Below are 19,503 nucleotides of genomic sequence, written 5' to 3'. Positions count from 1 at the left end.
CAATGCAGAAATCGTGTGGGGGGAAAGGGATGGTCCAGCCTCGCGCTGGATCCTGACGAAGATCCGCCACCACAGCGCGGTCCGAAGGGACGGCGTGCTAGATTCGGGGAAACGAAGATGTCAAATGAAGCTGTCGCAGCCCATGCGCACCATGAAGACTACCTTGCGCACAAGGGGTTCCGCTCCTGGGCTCTCACTCTGGACCACAAGCGCATCGGGGTCATGTACCTTTTCACCACCCTCTTCTTCTTCCTGACCGGTGGGGTACTCGCCCTTCTGCTGCGCCTGAAGCTCCTGACGCCGGGGCCGGCGCTTTTCACGGACCACACATACAACGTGCTTTTCACCATGCACGGGGTGATGATGATCTTTCTCTTCATCATCCCGGCGATCCCCTCGTCGCTGGGGAACTTCTTCATACCGCTCCTGATCGGCGCGCGCGACGTCGCCTTCCCGCGCCTGAACCTCTTGAGCTACTACGTCTTTCTCGCCGGGATCGTCGTGACCATCGGCTCCCTCGTCAGCCCGATGGACACCGGGTGGACCTTCTACACGCCGTACTCCGCGCGCACCGGCGCGGCGATCACGACCCTCACGTTGGGCCTTTTCCTCGTGGGGATGTCCTCGGTGCTGACGGGGCTCAACTTCATCGTGACGATCCACACGCTGCGCGCCCCGGGGATGAGCTGGTACCGCATGCCCCTCTTCATCTGGGCGATGTACGCCACGAGCGTCATCCAGGTCCTCTCCACCCCCGTCATCGCCATCACCCTCCTCCTGCTCGCGGCGGAGCGGCTCTTCGGCGTCGGCTTCTTCGATCCCGCCAAGGGTGGGGACCCACTCCTCTTCCAGCACTTCTTCTGGTTCTACTCCCACCCGGTGGTGTACGTGATGATTCTCCCGGCGATGGGGATAATTTCGGAAGTCATTCCGGTCTTCGCGCGAAAGCCGATCTTCGGGTACCGGGCGATCGCCTACTCGGCACTGGCCATCGCCTTCATCGGCTTCCTCGTCTGGGGGCACCACATGTTCGTGAGCGGGATGTCCACGACCGCCGGGGTGATCTTCTCCTTTCTGACCTTTTTCGTGGCGGTCCCTACGGGGGTGAAGATCTTCAACTGGATCGCCACCCTCTACCGCGGCTCCATCGCCCTCGACTCCCCCATGCTCTGGGCGCTCGCCTTCATCTTCCTCTTCATCATCGGCGGGCTTACCGGGCTCTTCCTCGGCGCCCTTGCAGTCGACGTGCATGTGCACGATACCTATTTCCTGGTGGCGCACTTCCACTACACCATGATGGGGGGGACGGTGATGGGGCTCTTCGCGGGGCTGCACTACTGGTACCCGAAGATCAGCGGAAAGATGCTGAACGAGAGGCTGGCGAAGATCGCCTGGTGCCTGATCGTTCCCGGCTTCAACATCACCTTCTTCCCCATGTTCATCCTCGGCGTGCAGGGGATGCCGCGGCGCTGGGCGGAATACCCTGAGAAGTACCAGGGTCTCAACACCCTCGCCACCGTAGGGTCGTGGATTCTCGCGGCGGGGATCATCATCATGTTCGTCAACTTCTGGCGCTCCCTGCACAGGGGCGCGACCGCGCCGGCCAACCCGTGGCAGGGGAACACCCTTGAGTGGCAGATCTCCTCCCCTCCCCCCGAGGAGAACTTCGAGGTGATACCGACGATACACGAGTGGCCCTACAACTACGGGACCGATCGGAGGGCGCACGATGGCGAGCACCACCGACAAGCATAACGAAGCACCGTCCGGCGCCCACAAGGAAGCACCTGTCAGCGCGCGGCTCGGGATCTGGACCTTCCTGGCGACGGAGCTCCTCCTCTTCGGTGGACTTTTCACCGCCTACGCCCAGTTCCGCGGGATGTATCCGGAGCTGTTCCACCTTCAGCACCTGAAGCTGAGCCGCCCGCTGGGAGCGCTGAACACGGTGGTGCTCCTCACCTCGAGTCTCACCATGGCGGTTGCCATCGGTGCGGTCCGGCGGGCCCGGCAAAAGACGATGAACCTCTGCCTCATGCTGACCCTGGCGCTGGCGGGAGTATTCCTGGTGATCAAGTACATAGAGTGGAGTCACGACTTTGCCGAGGGGATCTTCCCGAAGACGAACATCTTCTGGGGGCTTTACTTCGTCATGACGGGGCTGCACGGTCTGCACGTGGTGGGGGGGATGGCCGTTCTCGCCGCCCTCATCGTGCTGGCGAGAAAGGACAGGATCAACGCCGAGCACAGCGCGCCGGTGGAGGTTTTCGGCCTGTACTGGCACTTCGTGGACCTGATCTGGATCTACCTTTTCCCGCTCCTGTACCTGATTGGCTAGAGAGGGGATCATGGCTGCTTACAAGACATATATTTTCGTGTGGGTGTCCCTCCTCGTGCTGACGGTGGTGACAGTACTTGTCTCCTACGTCAACCTCGGGCTCTGGAACGCGGGGGCGGCGCTGACCATCGCCTCCGTAAAGGCAGGGCTCGTTGCCTACTACTTCATGCACCTGCGCCACGAGACGAAGCTCGTCGTCGCCTTTGCAATCTTCCCGCTCCTGGTGCTCGCGCTCATCCTTTTCGGCACCCTGATAGACGTCTACACCAGGTGATGCGAGTCAATCCGTACCCGGTGGCGGAAGGTACCGGGTCTCATGGAGGTGGACCATGCTCGGCCGCATAACCGCAGGACTCTTTTTCATACTGCTCCTCTGGGGGAATCTCGTGGCGGGGATGAAGGCGGGGATGGCCTGCCCCGACTGGCCGCTCTGCCAGGGGAGAGTCCTTCCGCCGCTGCAGCTGGACGTCTGGATGGAGTTCACCCACCGGATCCTTGCGGCGCTGGCCACACTGTGCCTCATCCTCCTCTCCCGGCAGCGGCTGAAGAGCTACCCCGGCTTCAACAAGGCCATACCGATTGCGGCTCTCGGCCTCATCACCACCGAGATCGTCATTGGGGGGATCGTCGTCCTGCTCGAGTTGCCGGTGCAGCTCACCACGCTCCACTTCATGACGGCGCTCACCATTTACCTCCTCGTCCTGTACATGACCGCCTGTGACGGCGAAGGGGAACCGGTGGTCTTCTCCTTGAGCGGCTACGCCGGGGTCTTCTTCTCCCTCGTGGTCCTCGTCTTCTCCCAGGCCTCCCTCGGGGCCTACCTGCGCCACTCAGCCGGTGGCCTCGCCTGCCCCGACTTCCCGACCTGCAACGGTGAGTGGATACCGACAGTGTGGAGCTGGCAGGTCCTCGTCAACTACTCGCACCGTGTTGTGGCGCTGGCGCTCTTTCTGACCGCGGGGTTGGTCTACCTGGTTTCGCTGCTGGACAAGCGCCTTGCCAGCTGGCGCGCCGATTGCCTCATGCTGACCTGCCTTCTCGGCCTGCAGATCGGAGTAGGCTTCGTGGTGGTCCGCTCCGGTCTCCTCTACTCGGTGACCGCCCTTCATCTCGCGGTCGCCCTGGCGGCGGTGTGGTTCACCTTGCGGATGTGGCTCGGGAGCACCCGCCAGCTTAAGGATCTTCCCGAATGATGGAAACCGCGGCAGATACGGTCCAGGTAAAAGAGGGCGCGGCCCCTTCCACAGGTGTCGCGCTCTTTTTGCTCATGAAGCCGGGTATCGTCGCCGCCGTCACCCTCGCCGGCTACGCCGGGATGGTGGTGGCCGCCGGCGCAGCGCCCCCGGCAGCCCCGGCACTCCTGTGCCTTGCCAGCATCGTCCTCGCTGCCGCCGGGTCGGCCATGATCAACAACGTCCTCGACCGGCGCATCGACCTCCTCATGGAGCGCGTGCAAAGGAGAAGCCCCGCCATCGCCGCACTCGGAACCGGCCGCGTCGTGACGTGCGCCCTCGCCCTCATAACCTCGGCACTGGTACTGAGCGCCTTTCATGTGGGGATCGCCGCAACAGCCTTTCTTCTTGGCGCCGTCGCAAGCTATACGCTCTACTACACCCTCTACCTCAAGCGCCGCTCCCACTGGGCCGCGATTCTCGGCGGTATACCGGGAGCCCTCCCGGTCCTCATCGGCGGAAGCTCCGTCGCACCCCCCTTTGCCACCGCCCCGCTCATCCTTTTTATCCTCATGCTCCTTTGGCAGCCCCCACACTTCTGGCTCCTCTCCCTCGCCCACCAGGAGGAATATCGGCGCGCGGGGATCCCCGTTCTTCCTCTCGTAAAGGGGGAAAAGTTCACCGCGGTCGCTGTTCTTTCGGGCGCCGGCCTGCTGGTCTGCACCCCCCTCCTTTTGTGGGTGTACGGCCCGTGCTCGAAGTGGTACGCCGCGTCTGCCGTCGTGATCGGAATTTCCTTCTGGGGAGGATGCTGGCTCCTTCTCGCAAAGAGGCTCTACCGCTGGGCGTTCACCTCCTCCATCGCCTATCTCACGGCGATACTGGGAGCGGTCATCGCGGACCTCTGTTTGCGCCGAGTCTTTTGACAGGAGAAGAAAGGGGGAAGCCCCCCGATATCTTTGAAAGGAGAGACCAATGGTGCGCTTTTACGATCCAAGGGACGAAGAGGACCTCGCCCGCGTCGAAAAGCTCTTGCGGGAGGGGGGAATCGAGTACTTCACCAGCACCGTACGCTCGGAAGGGGGGTACCCGGTGGAGATCCTCGTGGCGGAAGAGGATCTGCCCCAGGCGGAAGCGCTCCTCATGCGCTCCATCGAAAGGAAGTGAAGCCTACTCTATCGGCTGGTCCGTATGGGCGCCGGCAGTGAAGGCCATAACCCTCTGCACGAGCACCGTCAGGCTCGACTCGACCTGCGGCGTCCCCGGAGGCTCCTCCCCGGGGGCCAGCCCGTCTGCAAAAGCAGTCGCCGTGACCCCCTCCATCCGCCCCGCCAGCTGGAACCCCTCACCGCTGACAGGATCAACGACCGCAAGGGTGACCTGGGCATTCTTCTCCAGGTTGTGCAGCGTGACGTTGCAAAACCAGGCGCGAAAGACGATGTGCTCCGGGTCCGGGACCATGAGATCCCTCCCGGCGGCAAGATGCGGTACCCCTCTCTCGTCTGCCGAGGCTACCAGTGCGTAGTCGTGCTTCTGGATGAAACTCTTTACCTTCTCCGTGATCATGCCCTTCTCCCTTTTCCGCACACTAAAAAGCCGCTGCAATCGGGAACTCCCCTCTCACCAGCGGCCTTCCAGTTTTCCATGTAGCTTCTTCACCGATCGCGTGACGCTATTCCCCTTCCCAATGGATGCAGGTTACCGGACAGGCATCCATCGCCTCCTGAATCTTATCCTGAGGAGCTCCTGCCGGGTTGTGCACTTCCGCGAGGTTGTCGCTGCCCATGCGGAACACGTCAGGCACCATGTTGACACACATCTCACAGGCGATGCATACGTCCTTGTCCACATACGGTTTACCTGCCATCTCCTTCCTCCCTTTCCCGCCCTGCACGGTGCGGGCTCAGTAGTTTGTGGCGCGCCAACCTCCTTTTCGGAGGCCAGCAGCGCCGGTAAACATAAAGACTTTTAACACTGCCTCAGCCATAGTCAAGCTGAACGAGACCCGGTGCAAGTGGGTGAGGGAGGTCGGTACGGCCGTTCCGGCAATGGGGCGCATCATGCGGACGGCCCCGAGCGCAAAGCGGACAACCATGATCTGCCGGGAACGCCTGCGGCTTATCCCGGCCTACATGATAGACATGACATGGTTTTCCTCGTCGAGAAAGGGTAAAGGGGGGGTGCTATGATAGACTTTTCTCATGATTTTGGAAGGTTACGCGTGCAGTATCTGAAAGAGGTTGAAGCGGCACTTCCCGTTCGATATCTCCGCCCCGTTTCCTGATCCTTCCTGAAAAGAGGGAAGTATGTGGATCGTCCGCCTGGCGCTGAGGCGTCCCTACACCATCGCAGTCATGGCGCTCCTGATGCTCGTCCTTGGCGCCCTTTCCGCCAGCAGGATGATCGTCGACATCTTCCCCGTCATTGACATCCCCGTCGTCGCCGTCGCCTGGAGCTATCCGGGCCTGTCCCCCGAGGACATGGAACGGCGCGTGGTCCTCATCGCGGAGCGCGCCTACTCCACCACCGTGAACGGCATCTCCCGCATAGAGTCGCAGTCCATCCCCGGCATCGGTCTTCTGAAGATCTACTTCCAGCCGGGGACGGAGATCGGCGCGGCGATCTCCCAGATCTCCTCCGTTTCCAGTACCCTTCTACGGGTGGCACCCCCCGGGATACAGCCGCCGGCGATCGTGCAGTTCAATGCCTCGAACGTACCGGTGGCGCAGCTCACGGCCTCCAGCAGCACGCTCCCCGAGGAGAAGATCTTCGACTACGGCCTGAACTTCATCAGGGTGCGACTCTTCACCATTCCGGGGCTCTCCACCCCTGCCCCGTTCGGAGGGAAGAGCCGGCAGATCATGGTCGATATCAATCCCGCCGCGCTCACCGCCCGCGGCCTCTCCCCCGCCGACGTCATGACGGCCCTGCAATCCTCCAACGTCATCATACCCGCCGGCACGGCGCGCATAGGGACGACCGAGTACAACGTCCTCATGAACACGAGCCCCCGAGCGGTGGAGCAGTTTAACGCCATCCCGGTGAAGGTCGTGGCAAATCGCCCCGTCTACCTGGGGGACGTGGCTCGGGTCACCGATACTTTTGCCGAGCAGACGAATGTGGTACGGGTAAACGGCCGCCGCGCCACATATCTCGCCATTCTGAAACATGCCGACGCCTCAACGCTCGCGGTCGTCGATGCCACCCGCGACGCCCTTCCACTCATCAAGGAGACCGCCCCCGCCGGGCTGGAGCTGAAGATAGACTTCGACCAGTCGATATTCGTGCGCAGCGCGGTGACGGGCGTGGTGCACGAGGCGCTTCTTTCAACCGTCCTCGTCTCCCTCATGATCCTCCTCTTCCTCGGCTCCTGGCGCAGCATGGTCGTCGTCTCCGCCTCGATCCCCCTCGCCATCTGCACCGCACTCATCGCCATGTACCTGAGCGGGCAGAGCATCAACATCATGACCCTTGGCGGTCTCGCCCTCGCCATAGGAATGCTGGTGGACGACGCCACCGTCGAGGTGGAGAACATCCACCGCAACTTCGACATGGACAAGCCGACGACCCTCGCCGTGCTGGACAGCGCGCAGCAGATCGCGGTCCCGGCAATTGTCGCCACCCTTGCCATCTGCGTCGTCTTCTTCCCGGTGGTTCTCCTGTACGGGCCGGCCCGCTACCTCTTCACCCCCCTCGCCTTTGCGGTGGTCGCGGCGATGCTCGCCTCGTACCTTCTGTCGCGCACCCTCGTGCCCGTGCTGGCGCGCATGCTCCTCGCCAGCGAGAGACGCCACTACGAGCGCCGGCCTGAAGATGAGGAGAATGCCGCGACGCACAGGTCGTGGCTCAAGAGGACAAACGAGCGACGGGAAAGGGCCTTCGAGCGGCTGCGGGAACGGTACAGCGCGGTTCTTGCGGTCGTGCTGCAGCACAGGGTCTTCACCCTCGTCGTCGCGGCTGTCGTCGGGGTTCTGAGCATGGCGCTCCTCTTCGTGGTCGGCACCGACTTTTTCCCCTCCGTCGATGCCGGGATCATGAAGCTCCACGTGCGCGGCCCCTCCGGGACGCGGATCGAGGAAACGGAGATGCTCGTGCAGCGGGTCGAGACGCGCATCCGGCAGCTCATCCCCGCGGACGAGCTGGAGACGTTGAACGACATGATCGGCGTCCCCACCTTCTACAACCTCGCCTTCGTGCAGACGGAGAACATCGGCGGCATGGACGCAGAGATCCTCATCTCCCTGAAGCCCGGGCACCACCCGACCGACTACTACCGGTCGCTCCTGCGCCGGAAGCTTCCGGAAGAGTTCACCGGTGCGAGCTTCTACTTCCAGCCCGCCGACATCGTGACACAGGTCCTCAATTTCGGCGTCTCCTCTCCCATTGATGTCCAGATCGAAGGTGCCGATTTCACTGTTTCGCGGCGCTACGCCCTGAAGATGCGCGACGCCCTCCTCGCCATACCCGGCGCGACGGACGTGCACATAAACCAGGTGCTCGACTACCCGTCACTGCAGGTCGACGTCGATCGCACCCGCGCCGCCCACTTCGGCATGAGCGAGCGCGACGTCGCCACCAGTGCGCTCGTCGCCCTCTCCACCAGTGCGCTCATCGCCCCCTCCTTTTTCCTCAACCCGGTGAACAACGTGAACTACACCGTCGCGGTGCAGATCCCCCGTCAGTACTTAAGCAGCATGGAGGGCCTTCTCGCCATGCCGGTCACCCCTCCCTACTCCGGTGTGCTGCAGCCGGTCGCCACTCCCGAGCTCTCCGCGCGCCCGCAGGTGCCGGCCCAGCCCTTGGGAAACCTCGCCCTCGTCTCGCACCGGGTCACCGCCGAGAACATCAGCCACTACACCGTGCAGCGGGTCCTCGATGTGGAAGCGAGCGTCGAGGGGCGCGACCTGGGATCCGTGGCGGGTGAGATCGAGCAGGCAATCAAGAGGCTGGGAAAGCTCCCTCCCGGCGTGCACATCACGCTCCGCGGGCAAAACGAGGTGATGCACCATTCCTTCAGGAGCCTCGCGATCGGCCTCATCCTCGCCACGCTCCTCGTCTACTTTCTCATGGTCGCCCTCTTCCAGTCCTGGATCGACCCGTTCATCATCATGACGGCGGTACCGGGCGCGCTGGTGGGGATACTGTGGATCCTCTGCCTCACCGGGAGCACGATCAACGTGGAGTCCCTCATGGGCTCCATCATGGCGGTGGGGATCGCCACCTCCAACTCCATTCTCCTGGTGAGCTTTGCCAACGACCTGCGGGTGGAGAAGGGGGTAACGCCGGTGGAGGCCGCTCTCGCCGCAGGGAGCACGAGGCTGCGCCCTGTGCTCATGACGGCATTCGCCATGATTATCGGCATGACACCGATGGCCCTTGCTCTCGGGGAGGCGGGAGAACAGAACGCCCCGCTGGGGCGCGCCGTCATCGGCGGACTTCTCTTCGCCACCGTCTTCACCCTCTTTGTCGTCCCCGTGATCTATTCGCTGCTGCGCACGAAGCTCCCCTCCAAGCACCTCCTCGATGAACGGCTGCAGGCGGAGCTGGAAGGGAGGCCACACCCGGGAGATGAGCGCCATGACTGAGAAGAGCGCGCCCTCCACTGCCCGCAAGATGTATCTGGCCGGCGGGATCGCAGTAGCCGTTTCACTCCTGCTCATCCTCGGGCTTCTCCTTGCGAGGCATCGCTCCGTCTCTGCCGAGGGGGAAGAGCGCCGGGCGCGCGTGCAGGCGGGACAACGGATCCAGGTGGCGGTCGCTACCCGCTCCGGGACGACGCGCACCGTCACACTCACCGGCGAGGCGCGCCCCTACACGAGCGTGACGCTCTATGCCAAGGTGAGCGGCTACCTGAAGGAGATCAGGGTGGACAAGGGGGACAAGGTTTCGGCAGGAGAGATCCTGGCGGTCCTGGAGAGCCCGGAACTGAACAGCCAGTACCGGGCGGCGCTGGCCGACGCCCGAAACAAGCGGCTCTTTGCGCAGCGGGAGATGAGTCTCCTGCAGGAGGGGTTCATTTCGCAGCAGGAAGCTGACAACGCCTTAAGCGCCGCCCGGGCGGCGGAGGAGACCGCGGCGGCGTACAGGAGCACCAAGGGGTACCAGATCCTCAAGGCCCCCTTCGAAGGAGTCGTGACGGCACGCTTTGCCGACCCCGGAGCTCTCATGCAGGGGGCAACGGGGGGGCAGGCGGGTGCCCTTCCGGTGGTAACGGTGTCGCAGACAAACCGGCTCCGCATCTACCTCTACCTGGACCAGAAAGCCGCCGCCCAGGTGAAGAGAGGGGACATCGCCATCATCTCGGACCCGGCGCGGCCGCAGGTCCGCATCCCCGCGCCGGTGAGCCGGATAAGCGGAGAGCTCGATCCGAAGAGCCGCACCATGCTCGTGGAGCTCGACCTCATGAACCAGCCGCAGCGGGTCCTCGCCGGTGGCTTCGTCGACGTATCCCTGACGCTGGAGACTCCCCCCTACCCGCAGGTTCCCGTCGGGGCGCTCCTGACACGCGCCGAAAAATCGGTCGTCGCGGTTGTCGGTCCCGATGAGCGGATATCCTTTCGCGAGGTAAAGGTGGTGGACAGCGACGGGAAGATGCTGCGTATCGGGGAGGGGATACAGGAAGGGGAGCGGGTGGCGCTCCAGCCGGGGACGAGCCTCGTGGAGGGGGACCGGGTGCAACCGGTCCTCGCGCCTGCGAACAGAAAGGGGCAATAGCATGAGGCGACGGGTGCTGTCGATGACGCAAAGAAGCAAGAGGCGCCGCTCGCGCTGGCTCTCCCCTTTTCAGGTGACGCGGCAACTGCAATCTGCAATACTGTGCCGCATGGAGAGAGAAATCGACCTTAATGAAGAAGATGTGGAGTGGCTGGCTGTCGCGCCCGAGACGGTCGATCGTCACAGCACGGGGCCTCTCCCTGTACGGAGCGCGAAACTGTGGTCACTGGTGCTGGAGGCGCGCTACCTCCCGGCGCGGCTCGAACCGGACGGAAACGGGTGGCGCGTCATGGTCCCCGCACCGCGCCTTGCGGAGGCGGAGCGGGAGTTGCGCCTCTTCGTGGAGGAGAATCGCCACTGGCCCCCCTCCCCTCCCCCCACAAGGCCACAGATCAACAACGCCCTTGCCGCTCTCTCCGTCCTTCTCCTCGTTGCAACCTTCTACAATGTCACCCTTCTTCCGGTGACGCTCCCCGACGGGCAACCGCTCGACTGGCTCGAGGCAGGGAGCGGGAAGGCAGGGCGCATCCTCGATGGAGAGTGGTGGCGGCTAATCACGGCTCTGACGCTGCACGCGGATCTCACCCACCTTTTCAGCAACCTGGCCATCGGCGGGATTTTCATCGTCTATCTTTGCAGCGATCTCGGCTCAGGGCTAGCCTGGGCGCTTCTTCTTTCCTGCGGCGCGCTGGGGAACCTGGCCAATGCCTACGTGCAGTTGCCGAGCCACGACTCCATCGGCTCCTCTACACTTGTCTTTGCAGCCGTCGGCGTTCTCGGCGCAAGCAATATGGTCCGCCACCGGCACCACGCCCTGAAACGCTGGCCCCTCCCGGTGGCGGCAGCCCTCTCCTTGCTGGTCCTCCTCGGTACCGAAGGAAAAAACACCGACCTCGGCGCCCATCTCTTCGGCTTCCTTTTCGGGGTACTCCTCGGGGCCGTCACCGCTCACGTTGCCGGCACCCGCGGCCGCCCCGGCACCCTCCTGAACGTTCTGCTGGCGCTTCTGAGCATCGTGGTGGTTGTCGGCGCGTGGTGGTGGGGGATTATGGCAGCGTAGCCGACAATCGCCCCACCGTTCCACACCTTGACCTCTCACCTCAGCTCCTGTCAATGCCGACCATGCCCTCCGCCATGACCTCTGTCATCGCCGCCGCCGTGCCCACCACCATTCCCGCGTCCCCCTCCGTGCCCGCTTCCTTCGCCGTGCTTGCCTCCGCCGCCGCGACCGCTCTCACCTCCTCCGTGGCGGCCGTGCTCCTTCTTCCACTGCCCGTAGGGGATATGGCGCTCGCGTGCGTAGACCCGACGGTAATCATGAGGAACGTGGCGCACCGGTCCCGGGACGTACCGGTGTTCGATCACCCTCCACGGGCCGTTGTAGCCGGGCGCGCGATACCAGTTGTCACCGCGCGGCGACCACCAGTAGCCGTTGTAGAAAAAGATGTCGAAGGAGAGTCCGGGCACGAAGTATGTCCCGTAGTTCGGCATGAAAACGACTTCCGGTGGCGCGGAAACGATGACGGGTGGAGGGCCGATGTTCAGGTTCATATTGACGCTGACTCCCGCCTCAGCATACTTCCCCTCCCCGCAGCAGAGGATGAAAGCCATGGCCAGTACCGGCCGAGCTATCTTGCCTACATTCACTCTCATACCATACCTCCTTGTGTCTTATGAACAAGTACCTGTTATGAAAGTCTACCTATCACTTCTTTAGTCAAACCAGAAGACAGGCACGTTCCTTCGACAGTAATGCCCCCTCACAGGAACAAGATGGAGATTAATAAGCAGCAACTGATGATACTCTTTTGGCTGTGACTCTTTGTTACACTATAACAGAAAGGGTATTCCAACTACAACAGAGGTGCCTTTGTTATGACTGATTCAATCTCCATCTTTCTGTGTGGCGACGTCATGACCGGGCGAGGCATCGACCAGTTGCTTCCGCATCCGAGTCCCCCTCACGTCTTCGAGCCGTACGTGAGAGACGCCCGCATCTATATCGAGCTTGCCCAGAGGGCAAACGGCCCTGTCGAGAAGCCGGTACCGTACAGCTACATCTGGGGGGACGCCCTCGATGTACTGCGAAAAAAAGCCCCCGACCTGCGCATCGTGAACCTGGAGACATGCATCAGTACCAGCGAGGAGTACTGGATAGGGAAAGGGATCAATTACCGGATGCATCCTCAGAACCTCCCCTGTCTCACGGCACTCCGCATCGACGCCTGCGCTCTTGCCAACAATCATGTACTGGACTGGGGGTATCGAGGGCTTGAAGAAACCCTGGAGGTGCTGGAAAAGGCGGCGATCAGAACGGCAGGGGCCGGGCGAAGCGAGGCGGAGGCGGCCGCTCCGGCGGTACTCGATGTCCAGCAGAAAGGACGGGTGCTTCTCTTCAGCTACGGCTCCCCCACCAGCGGCGTCCCGTACCAGTGGGGTGCCGGCCGTAAGAAGCCCGGTGTAAACCTGTTACCTGAGCTTTCCGTTGCGGTGCAGCACATTGCCGCGCAGGTCGCCAGGGAGAAGAGAGAGGGAGACACCGTCATCGTGTCCGTGCATTGGGGGGCGAACTGGGATTTCGGCATCACGGAGAGTGAGAGGAGGTTCGCGCAAGGTCTGGTTGAGGAGGCGGGAGTCGATGTCGTCTACGGCCACTCGTCGCATCATGTGAAGGGAATAGAGGTGCACCGGGGGAAGCTGATTCTCTACGGGTGCGGTGACTTCCTCAACGACTATGAGGGGATAAGGGGGTACGAGGAATTCCGGGGGGACCTCGGGCTGATGTACTTCGTCACACTGTCGCCGCGCGATGGAATGCTGCAGCGGGTGGAGCTGGTGCCGACGAGGTTGAAAAGGCTGAGGGTGAATCTCGCCGAAGGCGAGGATGCACAGTGGCTCGCGGCGACTTTGAACCGGGAAGGGAAGTGGCTGGGAACCTCGGTGGATATGTCAGCAGAGAGGAGTCTCCTCCTTCGGTGGTGACAAAGGTGGGAGCACCGCGGCTTCAACATTTCCCCCAGGATGAAGCCCCTCCTTCAGCGGACGCCAGGTGCCCCCGCGCTGGAGCGCAGGCATCTTGCCTGCGGTGGCGGCGCAGCCGCCATAAAGGACGCGGCTAGCGCTGCGGGACAGGCTGGAAGCCTGTCCTCCAGCACGCGATCACATTTGCCCCTAAGGGTGACGCGCACATCCCCTGCCGCCTACTTCTTCCGCCCCAAACCGAGCTTCCCGATGACGTTGAACAGCCCGTCCTTGGAGATCGGTTTTACCAGATACGCGGCAGACTGCGCGTTGAAGAAGGAGTCCATGGCATCGGTGGGAGAATTAAGCGCCGTCAGCATGATGATTTTCACGCCCCCCGCCTTGCGCTCCTTCTCAAGTGCCCGTATCTCCTTCGCCACGTCATGCCCGCTCATGTCCGGCATCATGATGTCGAGGATGATCAGATCGTAGGGCGATCCGCTCTCCAGAGCCTCCGTGTACTTTGCTACTGCTTCCTTGCCGCTCCCTGCCTGCCGGCACTCGGCAATGTCCTTCAGCAAGGTTGCCACAAACTCGCGGCAAAAGATCTCGTCATCAACTATGAGACACTTCATGCAGATGGTCCTTTGGACCGGGATCCTGCTCCCGGGTGATTGGCCTCGTCACTGCGCGGGAGCACACAGAATCCCCCGCCGCCTAAGCCATATCGGCGACCGTGGCCGATCCCTTAAATTATTTTCTGGAGCAGGCATCTGAAACCGGAGGAAGGAATGACAAAAGGATCAGCAAGAAGGGGAGCAGTCGATGTGCTGCGCCAGGCTCAGCACGAAAGGTGGCGGGACGGACAGGGGAGCACGTGCCGGAAAGGGCGAGGGGCGCCTCGCGGCGCCCCTCGCTGGAGCAGGCTTAAATGAGGAGCCTCAGCGGGTGCTCGAGGATCTCCTTTAACTTCTGAAGAAACTGTGCGGCATATGCGCCATCGACGACGCGGTGGTCCGCCGAGAGAGTCACCTTCATCGTCTTTGCGACGACAGGGATACCACCCTTGGCCACAACCGAATCGGCTACCCCTCCGACGGCGAGAACGCCGGCATGGGAGGGGTAGATGATGGCGCTGAACTGGCTCACCCCGTACATGCCGAGGTTGGAGACGGAGAAGGTGCCGCCGGTCATCTCCTGCTCCGTCAGGCGCCCGGAGCGGGCCCGCTCGACGAGTGCACGGCAGCGCTCACCTATCTCCTTCAGGGAAAGCTCCTGACAGCGCGAAACGACCGGCATCACCAGACCATCGGGCACCGTCACTGCAATGCAGATGTTTACATCGGTCCCCTGCACGATCTTCTCCCCCGCAAATGAGGCATTGAGCTGCGGGAATTCTTCGAGGGCGAGAGCGGCACCCTTCACCACCAGGTCGTTCAGCGAAACAGCCAAGCCCCCCTCTTTCAACTGCTGGCGCAGCTTTTCGGCCTCGTCCATCAGCACATCCATGGTGACACCGAAGTGCGGGATGGAGCGCCACGATTCGCTTACGGTACGGGCGATTGCACTGCGCTGCTTGCTGAGCGCCTGCGGCTCACCGCGTGGCGCTGCCGGCGCCTTCCTTTCCTCAAGGGGCGCCTCTTTCTCTTCACGGCGCTCCGGCTCCTTCCCTTCTACACCTGCCGCACCGGAGTACTTCTCCAGGTCCTCAAGGAGGATCCGCCCCTCGGGCCCCGTCCCGGGCACCTGCGAGAGCTCTATCCCCAGTTCCCGCGCCCGGCGCCGCACCACAGGCGCCGCCCGCTCGCCAGCCCCCCCCTCCTGTGCGGGCCTCCCCCCTGCGGGGGCCTTCCCGGCGGATGACTCTTCTCCCTTCGCCTCCGGCGGGGTAGGCGCCCCGGGAGCCACCGGCTCCTTACCTGCGCCACCGACGACCGCGCTGATGAACTCCTCCCCCGGCTCGGTGTCACCCGCTTCCTCGGCGGGTACGGCTGCAGCACCTTCCTTCTCCGCTGGCCGCTCCTGTACCGGAGTCGCCGCCGGCTCCCCCCCCTTCTCGCCAGCGGCAGCCGTAGCCGGCTCGGCCGGTCCCTTCTCCTCTTCCGGTGGAGCGGGCGCTGCAGGAGGAGCCTCTTTTTTCTCCGCACCGGCCTTGCCTGCCGCGGCCTCCTCGGGGGAGCCGATCCTGCCGATTACCGTCCCTACCTCGGCCGTCTCTCCCCCCTCGATCAATATCTCCAGCAGGACCCCGGAGGAGTACGCCTCCAGCTCCATGTTCGCCTTGTCCGTCTCCACTTCCGCGATCACGTCGCCGCGCTTTATGGTGTCCCCCACCCTTTTCTTCCAGCTGATGAGCTTCCCCTCCGTCATCGTGTCCGAGAGCTTCGGCATGACAATCTCTTTCATGGCCCCCCCTCAATACTTTTCGGAATAGAGGTCGTGCACAGCCTGTACGATGGTGTTCACCTGCGGGATGCATATCTTTTCGATCTTGCGGGAATACGGCATCGGCACGTCCAGTCCCGAGACCCGCTTTACCGGTGCCAGAAGCCTGTCGAAGCAGCGCTCGGAGATCCGCGAGGCAAGATCCCCCCCGAGCCCGCCGGTGCGCCAGCACTCCTCCACGATGACGGCACGCCCGGTGCGCTGCGCCGAGGAGATGAAGCTCTCCTCGTCCAGCGGATTCAGGGTGCGCAGGTCGATGACCTCGCAGGAGATCCCGGCCTTCTCGAGCTCCGCCGCGGCCTGCAGCGCGAGGATGGACATCCGCCCGTACCCGACGATGGTCACGTCGCTCCCCTCCCGCAGGATCGCCGCCTTCCCGAAGGGGACGAGGAACTCCGGGTCGTCCGGGACGTACCCCTTGCTGTTGTACAGGATCTCGTGCTCCAGGAAGATCACCGGGTTGTCGTCTCGTATCGCGGTTTTCAGGAGTCCCTTCGCATCGGCGGGGGTCGCAGGGTACGCCACCCGCAGCCCCGGGCAGTGCATGAAGTACGTCTCGAGGCTCTGGGAGTGCTGGGCGCCGAGCTGGCTCCCGCCGCCGCCGGGCATGCGGATCACCATCGGCAGCACCGTCTGTCCCCCGAACATGTAGCGCACCTTCGCCATATGGTTCACGATCTGGTCCATGGCAAGGAGGGCGAAGTTCACCGTCATGAGTTCCGGGACGGGGCGAAGTCCCCCCATCGCTGCGCCGACGGCGACACCGACTATGGTGTTCTCGGAGATGGGGCAATCCCGCACCCGCTCCTCCCCGAACTCGGAGAGAAGCCCTCGCGTCACCTTGAACGATCCCTCGTAAAGCGCCACGTCCTCGCCGAAGATGACGACGTTCGGGTCGCGGCGCATCTCCTCCTTGAGCGCGAGGTTGATCGCGTCACGGTACGTCATGTCAGACATAGATATCCTCCCAGACCGCAGAATCCTCAGGCCAGGGGGATTCCTCGGCGAAGCGCACCGCCTCCTCCACCTCGGTCGCGCAGCGGTCCCGTATCTCCTTCAGCTTCCCGTCGTCGGTAATGCCCGCCTCGATGAGCCTTTTTGCAAAGGCGGGAATAGGGTCGCGGCTCCGCCACACCTCCTGTTCGGCGCTCGGCCGGTACTTCGCCGGGTCCGCCATGGAGTGCCCCCGGAAGCGGTAGGTGAGCGCCTCGATGAAGTAGGGGCGCTGCCTTTCGCGCACCCACGCCGCGGCCCTGTGCACCGCCTTGTACATAGCGATGACGTCCATCCCGTCGACCTGTTCGCTCGGGATGTCGTAGCCGCAGGTGCGCCGGTGCAGGGAGGAAAGGGCGGAGGCGCGCTGCACCCCTGTCCCGATCCCGTAGAAGTTGTTCTCGCAGATGAAGAGAACGGGGAGTTCCCATACCCTCGCCCAGTTCAGAGACTCGTGCCACGTCCCCTGGTTGATGGCGCCGTCGCCGAAGAAGCAGACGGAGATGCGGTTCTCCCCGCGCATGCGAGAGGCGTAGGCGAGCCCGACAGCAATGGGAAACTGGCCGCCGACGATGGCGTACCCCCCCATGAAGTTGTTCTCGCGGTTGAAGAGGTGCATCGATCCCCCCTTCCCCTTGCACATCCCTGACGCCTTCCCGAAAAGCTCCGCCATGACCTCTTTCGGATCGGCGCCCCTGACGATCGCCTGGGCGTGATCGCGGTAGGCGGAAAGGACGTAATCCTCCTTCTCCACCCCTGCGATCGTCCCCACCGCCACCGCCTCCTGCCCGCTGTAGAGGTGCAAAAATCCGGTGATGTGCCCCTTCGTGTACTGCTCGGCGCAGCTCTCCTCGAACTCGCGGGAGAGGACCATCTGCTCGTAAAAGCGCAGCAGATCCTCGTCCGACAAAAGCTCTTTCAGTTCATCAGCCATGGCTCCCTCCCTGCCTTACGAGGTTCAGGAGCCCGCCCGCCACCAGTTCCTGGCGCTCCCGCTCGGAGGCGGACAGAAGGGTGATGATGGTGCGGCCGTTCACCTCAACCGGTATCTCCTCCGCGCCGCTCGCGATGAGGGTGCGCACCCCCTTCAGGCGAATGCGGTCCCCCTGCTGCAGCATGTCGTAGTCCGCCGGGTCCTTGAAGGTGAGGGGGATGATCCCGAAGTTGAAGAGGTTGGAACGGTGGATGCGGGCGAACCCCTTCGCTATCTTCACCTGGATTCCCAGGTAGCGCGGGGCGAGCGCCGCGTGCTCGCGCGAGGACCCCTGCCCGTAGTTCTCGCCGCCGACGACCGCGCCGCTCCCCTTCTCCTTCGCGCGTGCGGCAAACTCCGGGTCGAGCTGCTCGAAGACGAACTGGCTGATCGCCGGTATGTTGCTCCGGTACGGGAGAACCTTGTTCCCCGCCGGCATGATGGCGTCGGTGGAGATGTTGTTTCCCACCTTGATGACGACTTCGAGCTCCAGGTCTTCCGGAAGCGGGGGGAAGTCGGGGAAGGGGACGATGTTCGGGCCGGTGACGATCTCGGTCTTTTTCCCCTCCTCGGAGGGGAAGATGATCCCGGCGTCGTCGACTACGTACTTCTCCGGGTTGGAGAGTGCCGGCCACGGGAGGAGCTCCCCGAGCTTTCTCGGATCGGTGATGACGCCGAAAATCCCTGCCGCCGCGGCGGTCTCCGGGGAGCAGAGGTAGACCCGGTCGTTCAGGGTGCCGCTGCGCCCCGGGAAGTTGCGCGGGAAGGTGCGCAGCGAGACCTGGTTCGTCCCCGGCGCCTGCCCCATCCCGATGCAGCCGAGGCAGCCGGACTGGTGGATCTGGGCGCCCGCCAGGAGAAGCATCATGAAGCCGCCGCGGGCAACCACGTTTTCCAGGACCTGGCGGCTTCCGGGGTTGACGTGGAAGGAGATCCCCTGCGCGACCTTTCTCCCCTCCAGCACGAGGCACACGTTCATGAGATCCCTGAACGAGGAGTTTACCGAACTCCCCACCAGCACCTGGTCGACCTTCGTCCCCTCCACCTCCCGCACCGGCACCACGTTGTCCGGCGAGGAGGGGCAGGCGATAAGGGGTTCCACCGCGCTCAGGTCGATCTCCTCGTACTCGTCATAGGTGGCGTCCGGATCTGCGGAGAGCTCGAACCAGGAGGAGCCGCGGTCCTGCGCCTCCAGGAACTCCCGGGTGCGCTCGTCGCTCGGAAAAAGGCTCGTCGTCGCCCCGAGCTCCGCCCCCATGTTCCCTATCGTCGCACGGTCGGTGGCCGACAGGGTGGCGACTCCCGGGCCGTAGTACTCGATGATCTTCCCGACCCCGCCTTTCACGGTGTGGCGGCGCAGCATCTCCAGGATTACGTCCTTTGCCGAAACCCACGGCTGGAGCTGCCCAGTCAGCTTCACCCCCCATATCTTCGGGCAGGTGAGGTGGAAGGGGTGACCGGCCATGGCGAGCGCCACATCCATCCCCCCCGCACCGATGGCGATCTCGGCAAGCCCTGCCGCCGTCGGGGTATGGGAGTCGGCGCCGAGAAGGGTCTTCCCGGGGACACCGAAGCGCTCCAGGTTCACCTGGTGCGAGACGCCGTTTCCCGGCTTGGAAAGGTGGATACCGAAGCGCTGGGCTGCGCTGGTGAGGAAGGCGTGGTCGTCCGCGTTCTTGTTGTCGGTCTGCAGGAGGTTGTGGTCGATGTACTGGGCCGCCAGCTCCACCTTCACCTCCGGGGTGCCGGTCGCCATGAACTCCAGCATCGCCATCGTGCCGGTGGCGTCCTGCAGGAGGGTGTGATCGATCTTTATGGCAATCTCGGTGCCGGGGACGAGCGCCCCCTCCACCAGGTGATTCTCCAGGATCTTCGTTGCGAGGTTCTTTCCCATGACATCTCCTTGTTGC

At 63.4% G+C, this 19,503-nt stretch carries 18 protein-coding genes; 10 read left to right on the top strand and 8 right to left on the bottom strand.

Annotated features, from left to right (window positions below; all coding sequences use genetic code 11):
• Positions 1-117 precede the first annotated feature (117 nt).
• The 6 genes from ctaD to LPW11_RS16700 are packed head-to-tail and all read left to right on the top strand — an operon-like array spanning position 118 to position 4,674.
• On the top strand, positions 118-1,755 hold the full coding sequence (gene ctaD / locus LPW11_RS16725; protein ID WP_230995016.1) for a cytochrome c oxidase subunit I: 1,638 nt from the start codon (positions 118-120) through the stop codon (positions 1,753-1,755).
• Complete coding sequence (locus LPW11_RS16720) at positions 1,730-2,335, top strand: cytochrome c oxidase subunit 3 family protein (RefSeq protein WP_230995015.1); 606 nt, start codon at positions 1,730-1,732, stop codon at positions 2,333-2,335. The genes ctaD and LPW11_RS16720 overlap by 26 nt, the downstream gene beginning before the upstream one ends.
• 10 nt (positions 2,336-2,345) lie before the next feature.
• Positions 2,346-2,609, top strand: a complete 264-nt coding sequence (locus LPW11_RS16715; protein WP_230995014.1) for a cytochrome C oxidase subunit IV family protein — start codon at positions 2,346-2,348, stop codon at positions 2,607-2,609.
• A gap of 55 nt (positions 2,610-2,664) precedes the next feature.
• Complete coding sequence (locus LPW11_RS16710) at positions 2,665-3,528, top strand: COX15/CtaA family protein (RefSeq protein WP_230995013.1); 864 nt, start codon at positions 2,665-2,667, stop codon at positions 3,526-3,528.
• Entirely contained in the window at positions 3,525-4,433 is a 909-nt protein-coding gene (locus LPW11_RS16705; RefSeq protein WP_230995012.1) for a protoheme IX farnesyltransferase, read from the top strand. Before LPW11_RS16710 ends, LPW11_RS16705 begins: the two co-directional genes overlap by 4 nt.
• A gap of 49 nt (positions 4,434-4,482) precedes the next feature.
• Positions 4,483-4,674, top strand: a complete 192-nt coding sequence (locus tag LPW11_RS16700; RefSeq protein WP_230995011.1) for a putative signal transducing protein — start codon at positions 4,483-4,485, stop codon at positions 4,672-4,674.
• A 3-nt stretch (positions 4,675-4,677) separates the two neighbouring features.
• Here the strand turns inward: LPW11_RS16700 and LPW11_RS16695 are convergent, their stop codons facing one another.
• The gene (locus tag LPW11_RS16695) at positions 4,678-5,073 is read right to left on the bottom strand and encodes a pyridoxamine 5'-phosphate oxidase family protein (protein WP_230995010.1); all 396 of its coding nucleotides are present in this window, start codon (positions 5,071-5,073) and stop codon (positions 4,678-4,680) included.
• A 106-nt stretch (positions 5,074-5,179) separates the two neighbouring features.
• Positions 5,180-5,374, bottom strand: coding sequence for a ferredoxin (locus LPW11_RS16690; protein WP_230995009.1), 195 nt, complete (start codon positions 5,372-5,374; stop codon positions 5,180-5,182).
• A 439-nt stretch (positions 5,375-5,813) separates the two neighbouring features.
• On the opposite strand from LPW11_RS16690, the gene LPW11_RS16685 reads away from it, so the two are divergent.
• From LPW11_RS16685 to LPW11_RS16675, 3 genes are read left to right on the top strand one after another with little or no spacing between them, the layout of a single operon-like run.
• Positions 5,814-9,092: an efflux RND transporter permease subunit gene (locus tag LPW11_RS16685; RefSeq protein ID WP_230995008.1), complete on the top strand. Its 3,279-nt coding sequence runs from the start codon at positions 5,814-5,816 to the stop codon at positions 9,090-9,092.
• A complete protein-coding gene (locus LPW11_RS16680; protein WP_230995007.1) occupies positions 9,085-10,221 on the top strand; it encodes an efflux RND transporter periplasmic adaptor subunit in 1,137 nt (378 codons plus the stop codon). The genes LPW11_RS16685 and LPW11_RS16680 overlap by 8 nt, the downstream gene beginning before the upstream one ends.
• Positions 10,222-10,243: 22 nt before the next feature.
• Complete coding sequence (locus LPW11_RS16675) at positions 10,244-11,281, top strand: rhomboid family intramembrane serine protease (RefSeq protein WP_230995006.1); 1,038 nt, start codon at positions 10,244-10,246, stop codon at positions 11,279-11,281.
• Positions 11,282-11,331: 50 nt separating this feature from the next.
• On the opposite strand, the gene LPW11_RS16670 is transcribed toward LPW11_RS16675, so the two are convergent.
• Positions 11,332-11,874 (bottom strand): hypothetical protein, encoded by a 543-nt coding sequence (locus tag LPW11_RS16670; RefSeq protein ID WP_230995005.1) that lies wholly within the window; start codon positions 11,872-11,874, stop codon positions 11,332-11,334.
• A 222-nt stretch (positions 11,875-12,096) separates the two neighbouring features.
• On the opposite strand from LPW11_RS16670, the gene LPW11_RS16665 reads away from it, so the two are divergent.
• Entirely contained in the window at positions 12,097-13,203 is a 1,107-nt protein-coding gene (locus LPW11_RS16665) for a CapA family protein (RefSeq protein WP_230995004.1), read from the top strand.
• Between the two features lie 218 nt (positions 13,204-13,421).
• Here the strand turns inward: LPW11_RS16665 and LPW11_RS16660 are convergent, their stop codons facing one another.
• From LPW11_RS16660 to LPW11_RS16640, 5 genes are all read right to left on the bottom strand, one after another.
• A complete protein-coding gene (locus tag LPW11_RS16660; protein ID WP_230995003.1) occupies positions 13,422-13,817 on the bottom strand; it encodes a response regulator in 396 nt (131 codons plus the stop codon).
• A gap of 292 nt (positions 13,818-14,109) precedes the next feature.
• Entirely contained in the window at positions 14,110-15,588 is a 1,479-nt protein-coding gene (locus tag LPW11_RS16655; protein WP_230995002.1) for a dihydrolipoamide acetyltransferase family protein, read from the bottom strand.
• Between the two features lie 9 nt (positions 15,589-15,597).
• Positions 15,598-16,584 carry an alpha-ketoacid dehydrogenase subunit beta gene (locus LPW11_RS16650; protein WP_230995001.1) on the bottom strand — a complete coding sequence of 329 codons (987 nt, stop codon included), beginning with the start codon at positions 16,582-16,584 and terminating at the stop codon, positions 15,598-15,600.
• Positions 16,577-17,554 carry a pyruvate dehydrogenase (acetyl-transferring) E1 component subunit alpha gene (gene pdhA, locus LPW11_RS16645; RefSeq protein WP_230995000.1) on the bottom strand — a complete coding sequence of 326 codons (978 nt, stop codon included), beginning with the start codon at positions 17,552-17,554 and terminating at the stop codon, positions 16,577-16,579. Before pdhA ends, LPW11_RS16650 begins: the two co-directional genes overlap by 8 nt.
• Positions 17,547-19,487, bottom strand: coding sequence for an aconitate hydratase (locus LPW11_RS16640; protein WP_230994999.1), 1,941 nt, complete (start codon positions 19,485-19,487; stop codon positions 17,547-17,549). Before LPW11_RS16640 ends, pdhA begins: the two co-directional genes overlap by 8 nt.
• Between the last annotated feature and the right edge of the window lie 16 nt (positions 19,488-19,503).

The sequence above is a fragment of the Geomonas sp. RF6 genome (genome assembly GCF_021044625.1).
GTDB lineage: Bacteria > Desulfobacterota > Desulfuromonadia > Geobacterales > Geobacteraceae > RF6.
The sequence above is the reverse complement of the archived record's forward strand: the minus strand, read 5'-3'. Positions and strand labels throughout refer to the sequence as shown.

Excerpts from the sequence above, each read along its gene's own strand:
- ctaD (WP_230995016.1), top strand. The coding sequence starts at position 118 with ATGTCAAATGAAGCTGTCGCAGCCCATGCGCACCATGAAGACTACCTT.
- LPW11_RS16720 (WP_230995015.1), top strand. The coding sequence starts at position 1,730 with ATGGCGAGCACCACCGACAAGCATAACGAAGCACCGTCCGGCGCCCAC.
- LPW11_RS16715 (WP_230995014.1), top strand. The coding sequence starts at position 2,346 with ATGGCTGCTTACAAGACATATATTTTCGTGTGGGTGTCCCTCCTCGTG.
- LPW11_RS16710 (WP_230995013.1), top strand. The coding sequence starts at position 2,665 with ATGCTCGGCCGCATAACCGCAGGACTCTTTTTCATACTGCTCCTCTGG.
- LPW11_RS16705 (WP_230995012.1), top strand. The coding sequence starts at position 3,525 with ATGATGGAAACCGCGGCAGATACGGTCCAGGTAAAAGAGGGCGCGGCC.
- LPW11_RS16700 (WP_230995011.1), top strand. The coding sequence starts at position 4,483 with ATGGTGCGCTTTTACGATCCAAGGGACGAAGAGGACCTCGCCCGCGTC.
- LPW11_RS16695 (WP_230995010.1), bottom strand. The coding sequence starts at position 5,073 with ATGATCACGGAGAAGGTAAAGAGTTTCATCCAGAAGCACGACTACGCA.
- LPW11_RS16690 (WP_230995009.1), bottom strand. The coding sequence starts at position 5,374 with ATGGCAGGTAAACCGTATGTGGACAAGGACGTATGCATCGCCTGTGAG.
- LPW11_RS16685 (WP_230995008.1), top strand. The coding sequence starts at position 5,814 with ATGTGGATCGTCCGCCTGGCGCTGAGGCGTCCCTACACCATCGCAGTC.
- LPW11_RS16680 (WP_230995007.1), top strand. The coding sequence starts at position 9,085 with ATGACTGAGAAGAGCGCGCCCTCCACTGCCCGCAAGATGTATCTGGCC.
- LPW11_RS16675 (WP_230995006.1), top strand. The coding sequence starts at position 10,244 with ATGACGCAAAGAAGCAAGAGGCGCCGCTCGCGCTGGCTCTCCCCTTTT.
- LPW11_RS16670 (WP_230995005.1), bottom strand. The coding sequence starts at position 11,874 with ATGAGAGTGAATGTAGGCAAGATAGCTCGGCCGGTACTGGCCATGGCT.
- LPW11_RS16665 (WP_230995004.1), top strand. The coding sequence starts at position 12,097 with ATGACTGATTCAATCTCCATCTTTCTGTGTGGCGACGTCATGACCGGG.
- LPW11_RS16660 (WP_230995003.1), bottom strand. The coding sequence starts at position 13,817 with ATGAAGTGTCTCATAGTTGATGACGAGATCTTTTGCCGCGAGTTTGTG.
- LPW11_RS16655 (WP_230995002.1), bottom strand. The coding sequence starts at position 15,588 with ATGAAAGAGATTGTCATGCCGAAGCTCTCGGACACGATGACGGAGGGG.
- LPW11_RS16650 (WP_230995001.1), bottom strand. The coding sequence starts at position 16,584 with ATGTCTGACATGACGTACCGTGACGCGATCAACCTCGCGCTCAAGGAG.
- pdhA (WP_230995000.1), bottom strand. The coding sequence starts at position 17,554 with ATGGCTGATGAACTGAAAGAGCTTTTGTCGGACGAGGATCTGCTGCGC.
- LPW11_RS16640 (WP_230994999.1), bottom strand. The coding sequence starts at position 19,487 with ATGGGAAAGAACCTCGCAACGAAGATCCTGGAGAATCACCTGGTGGAG.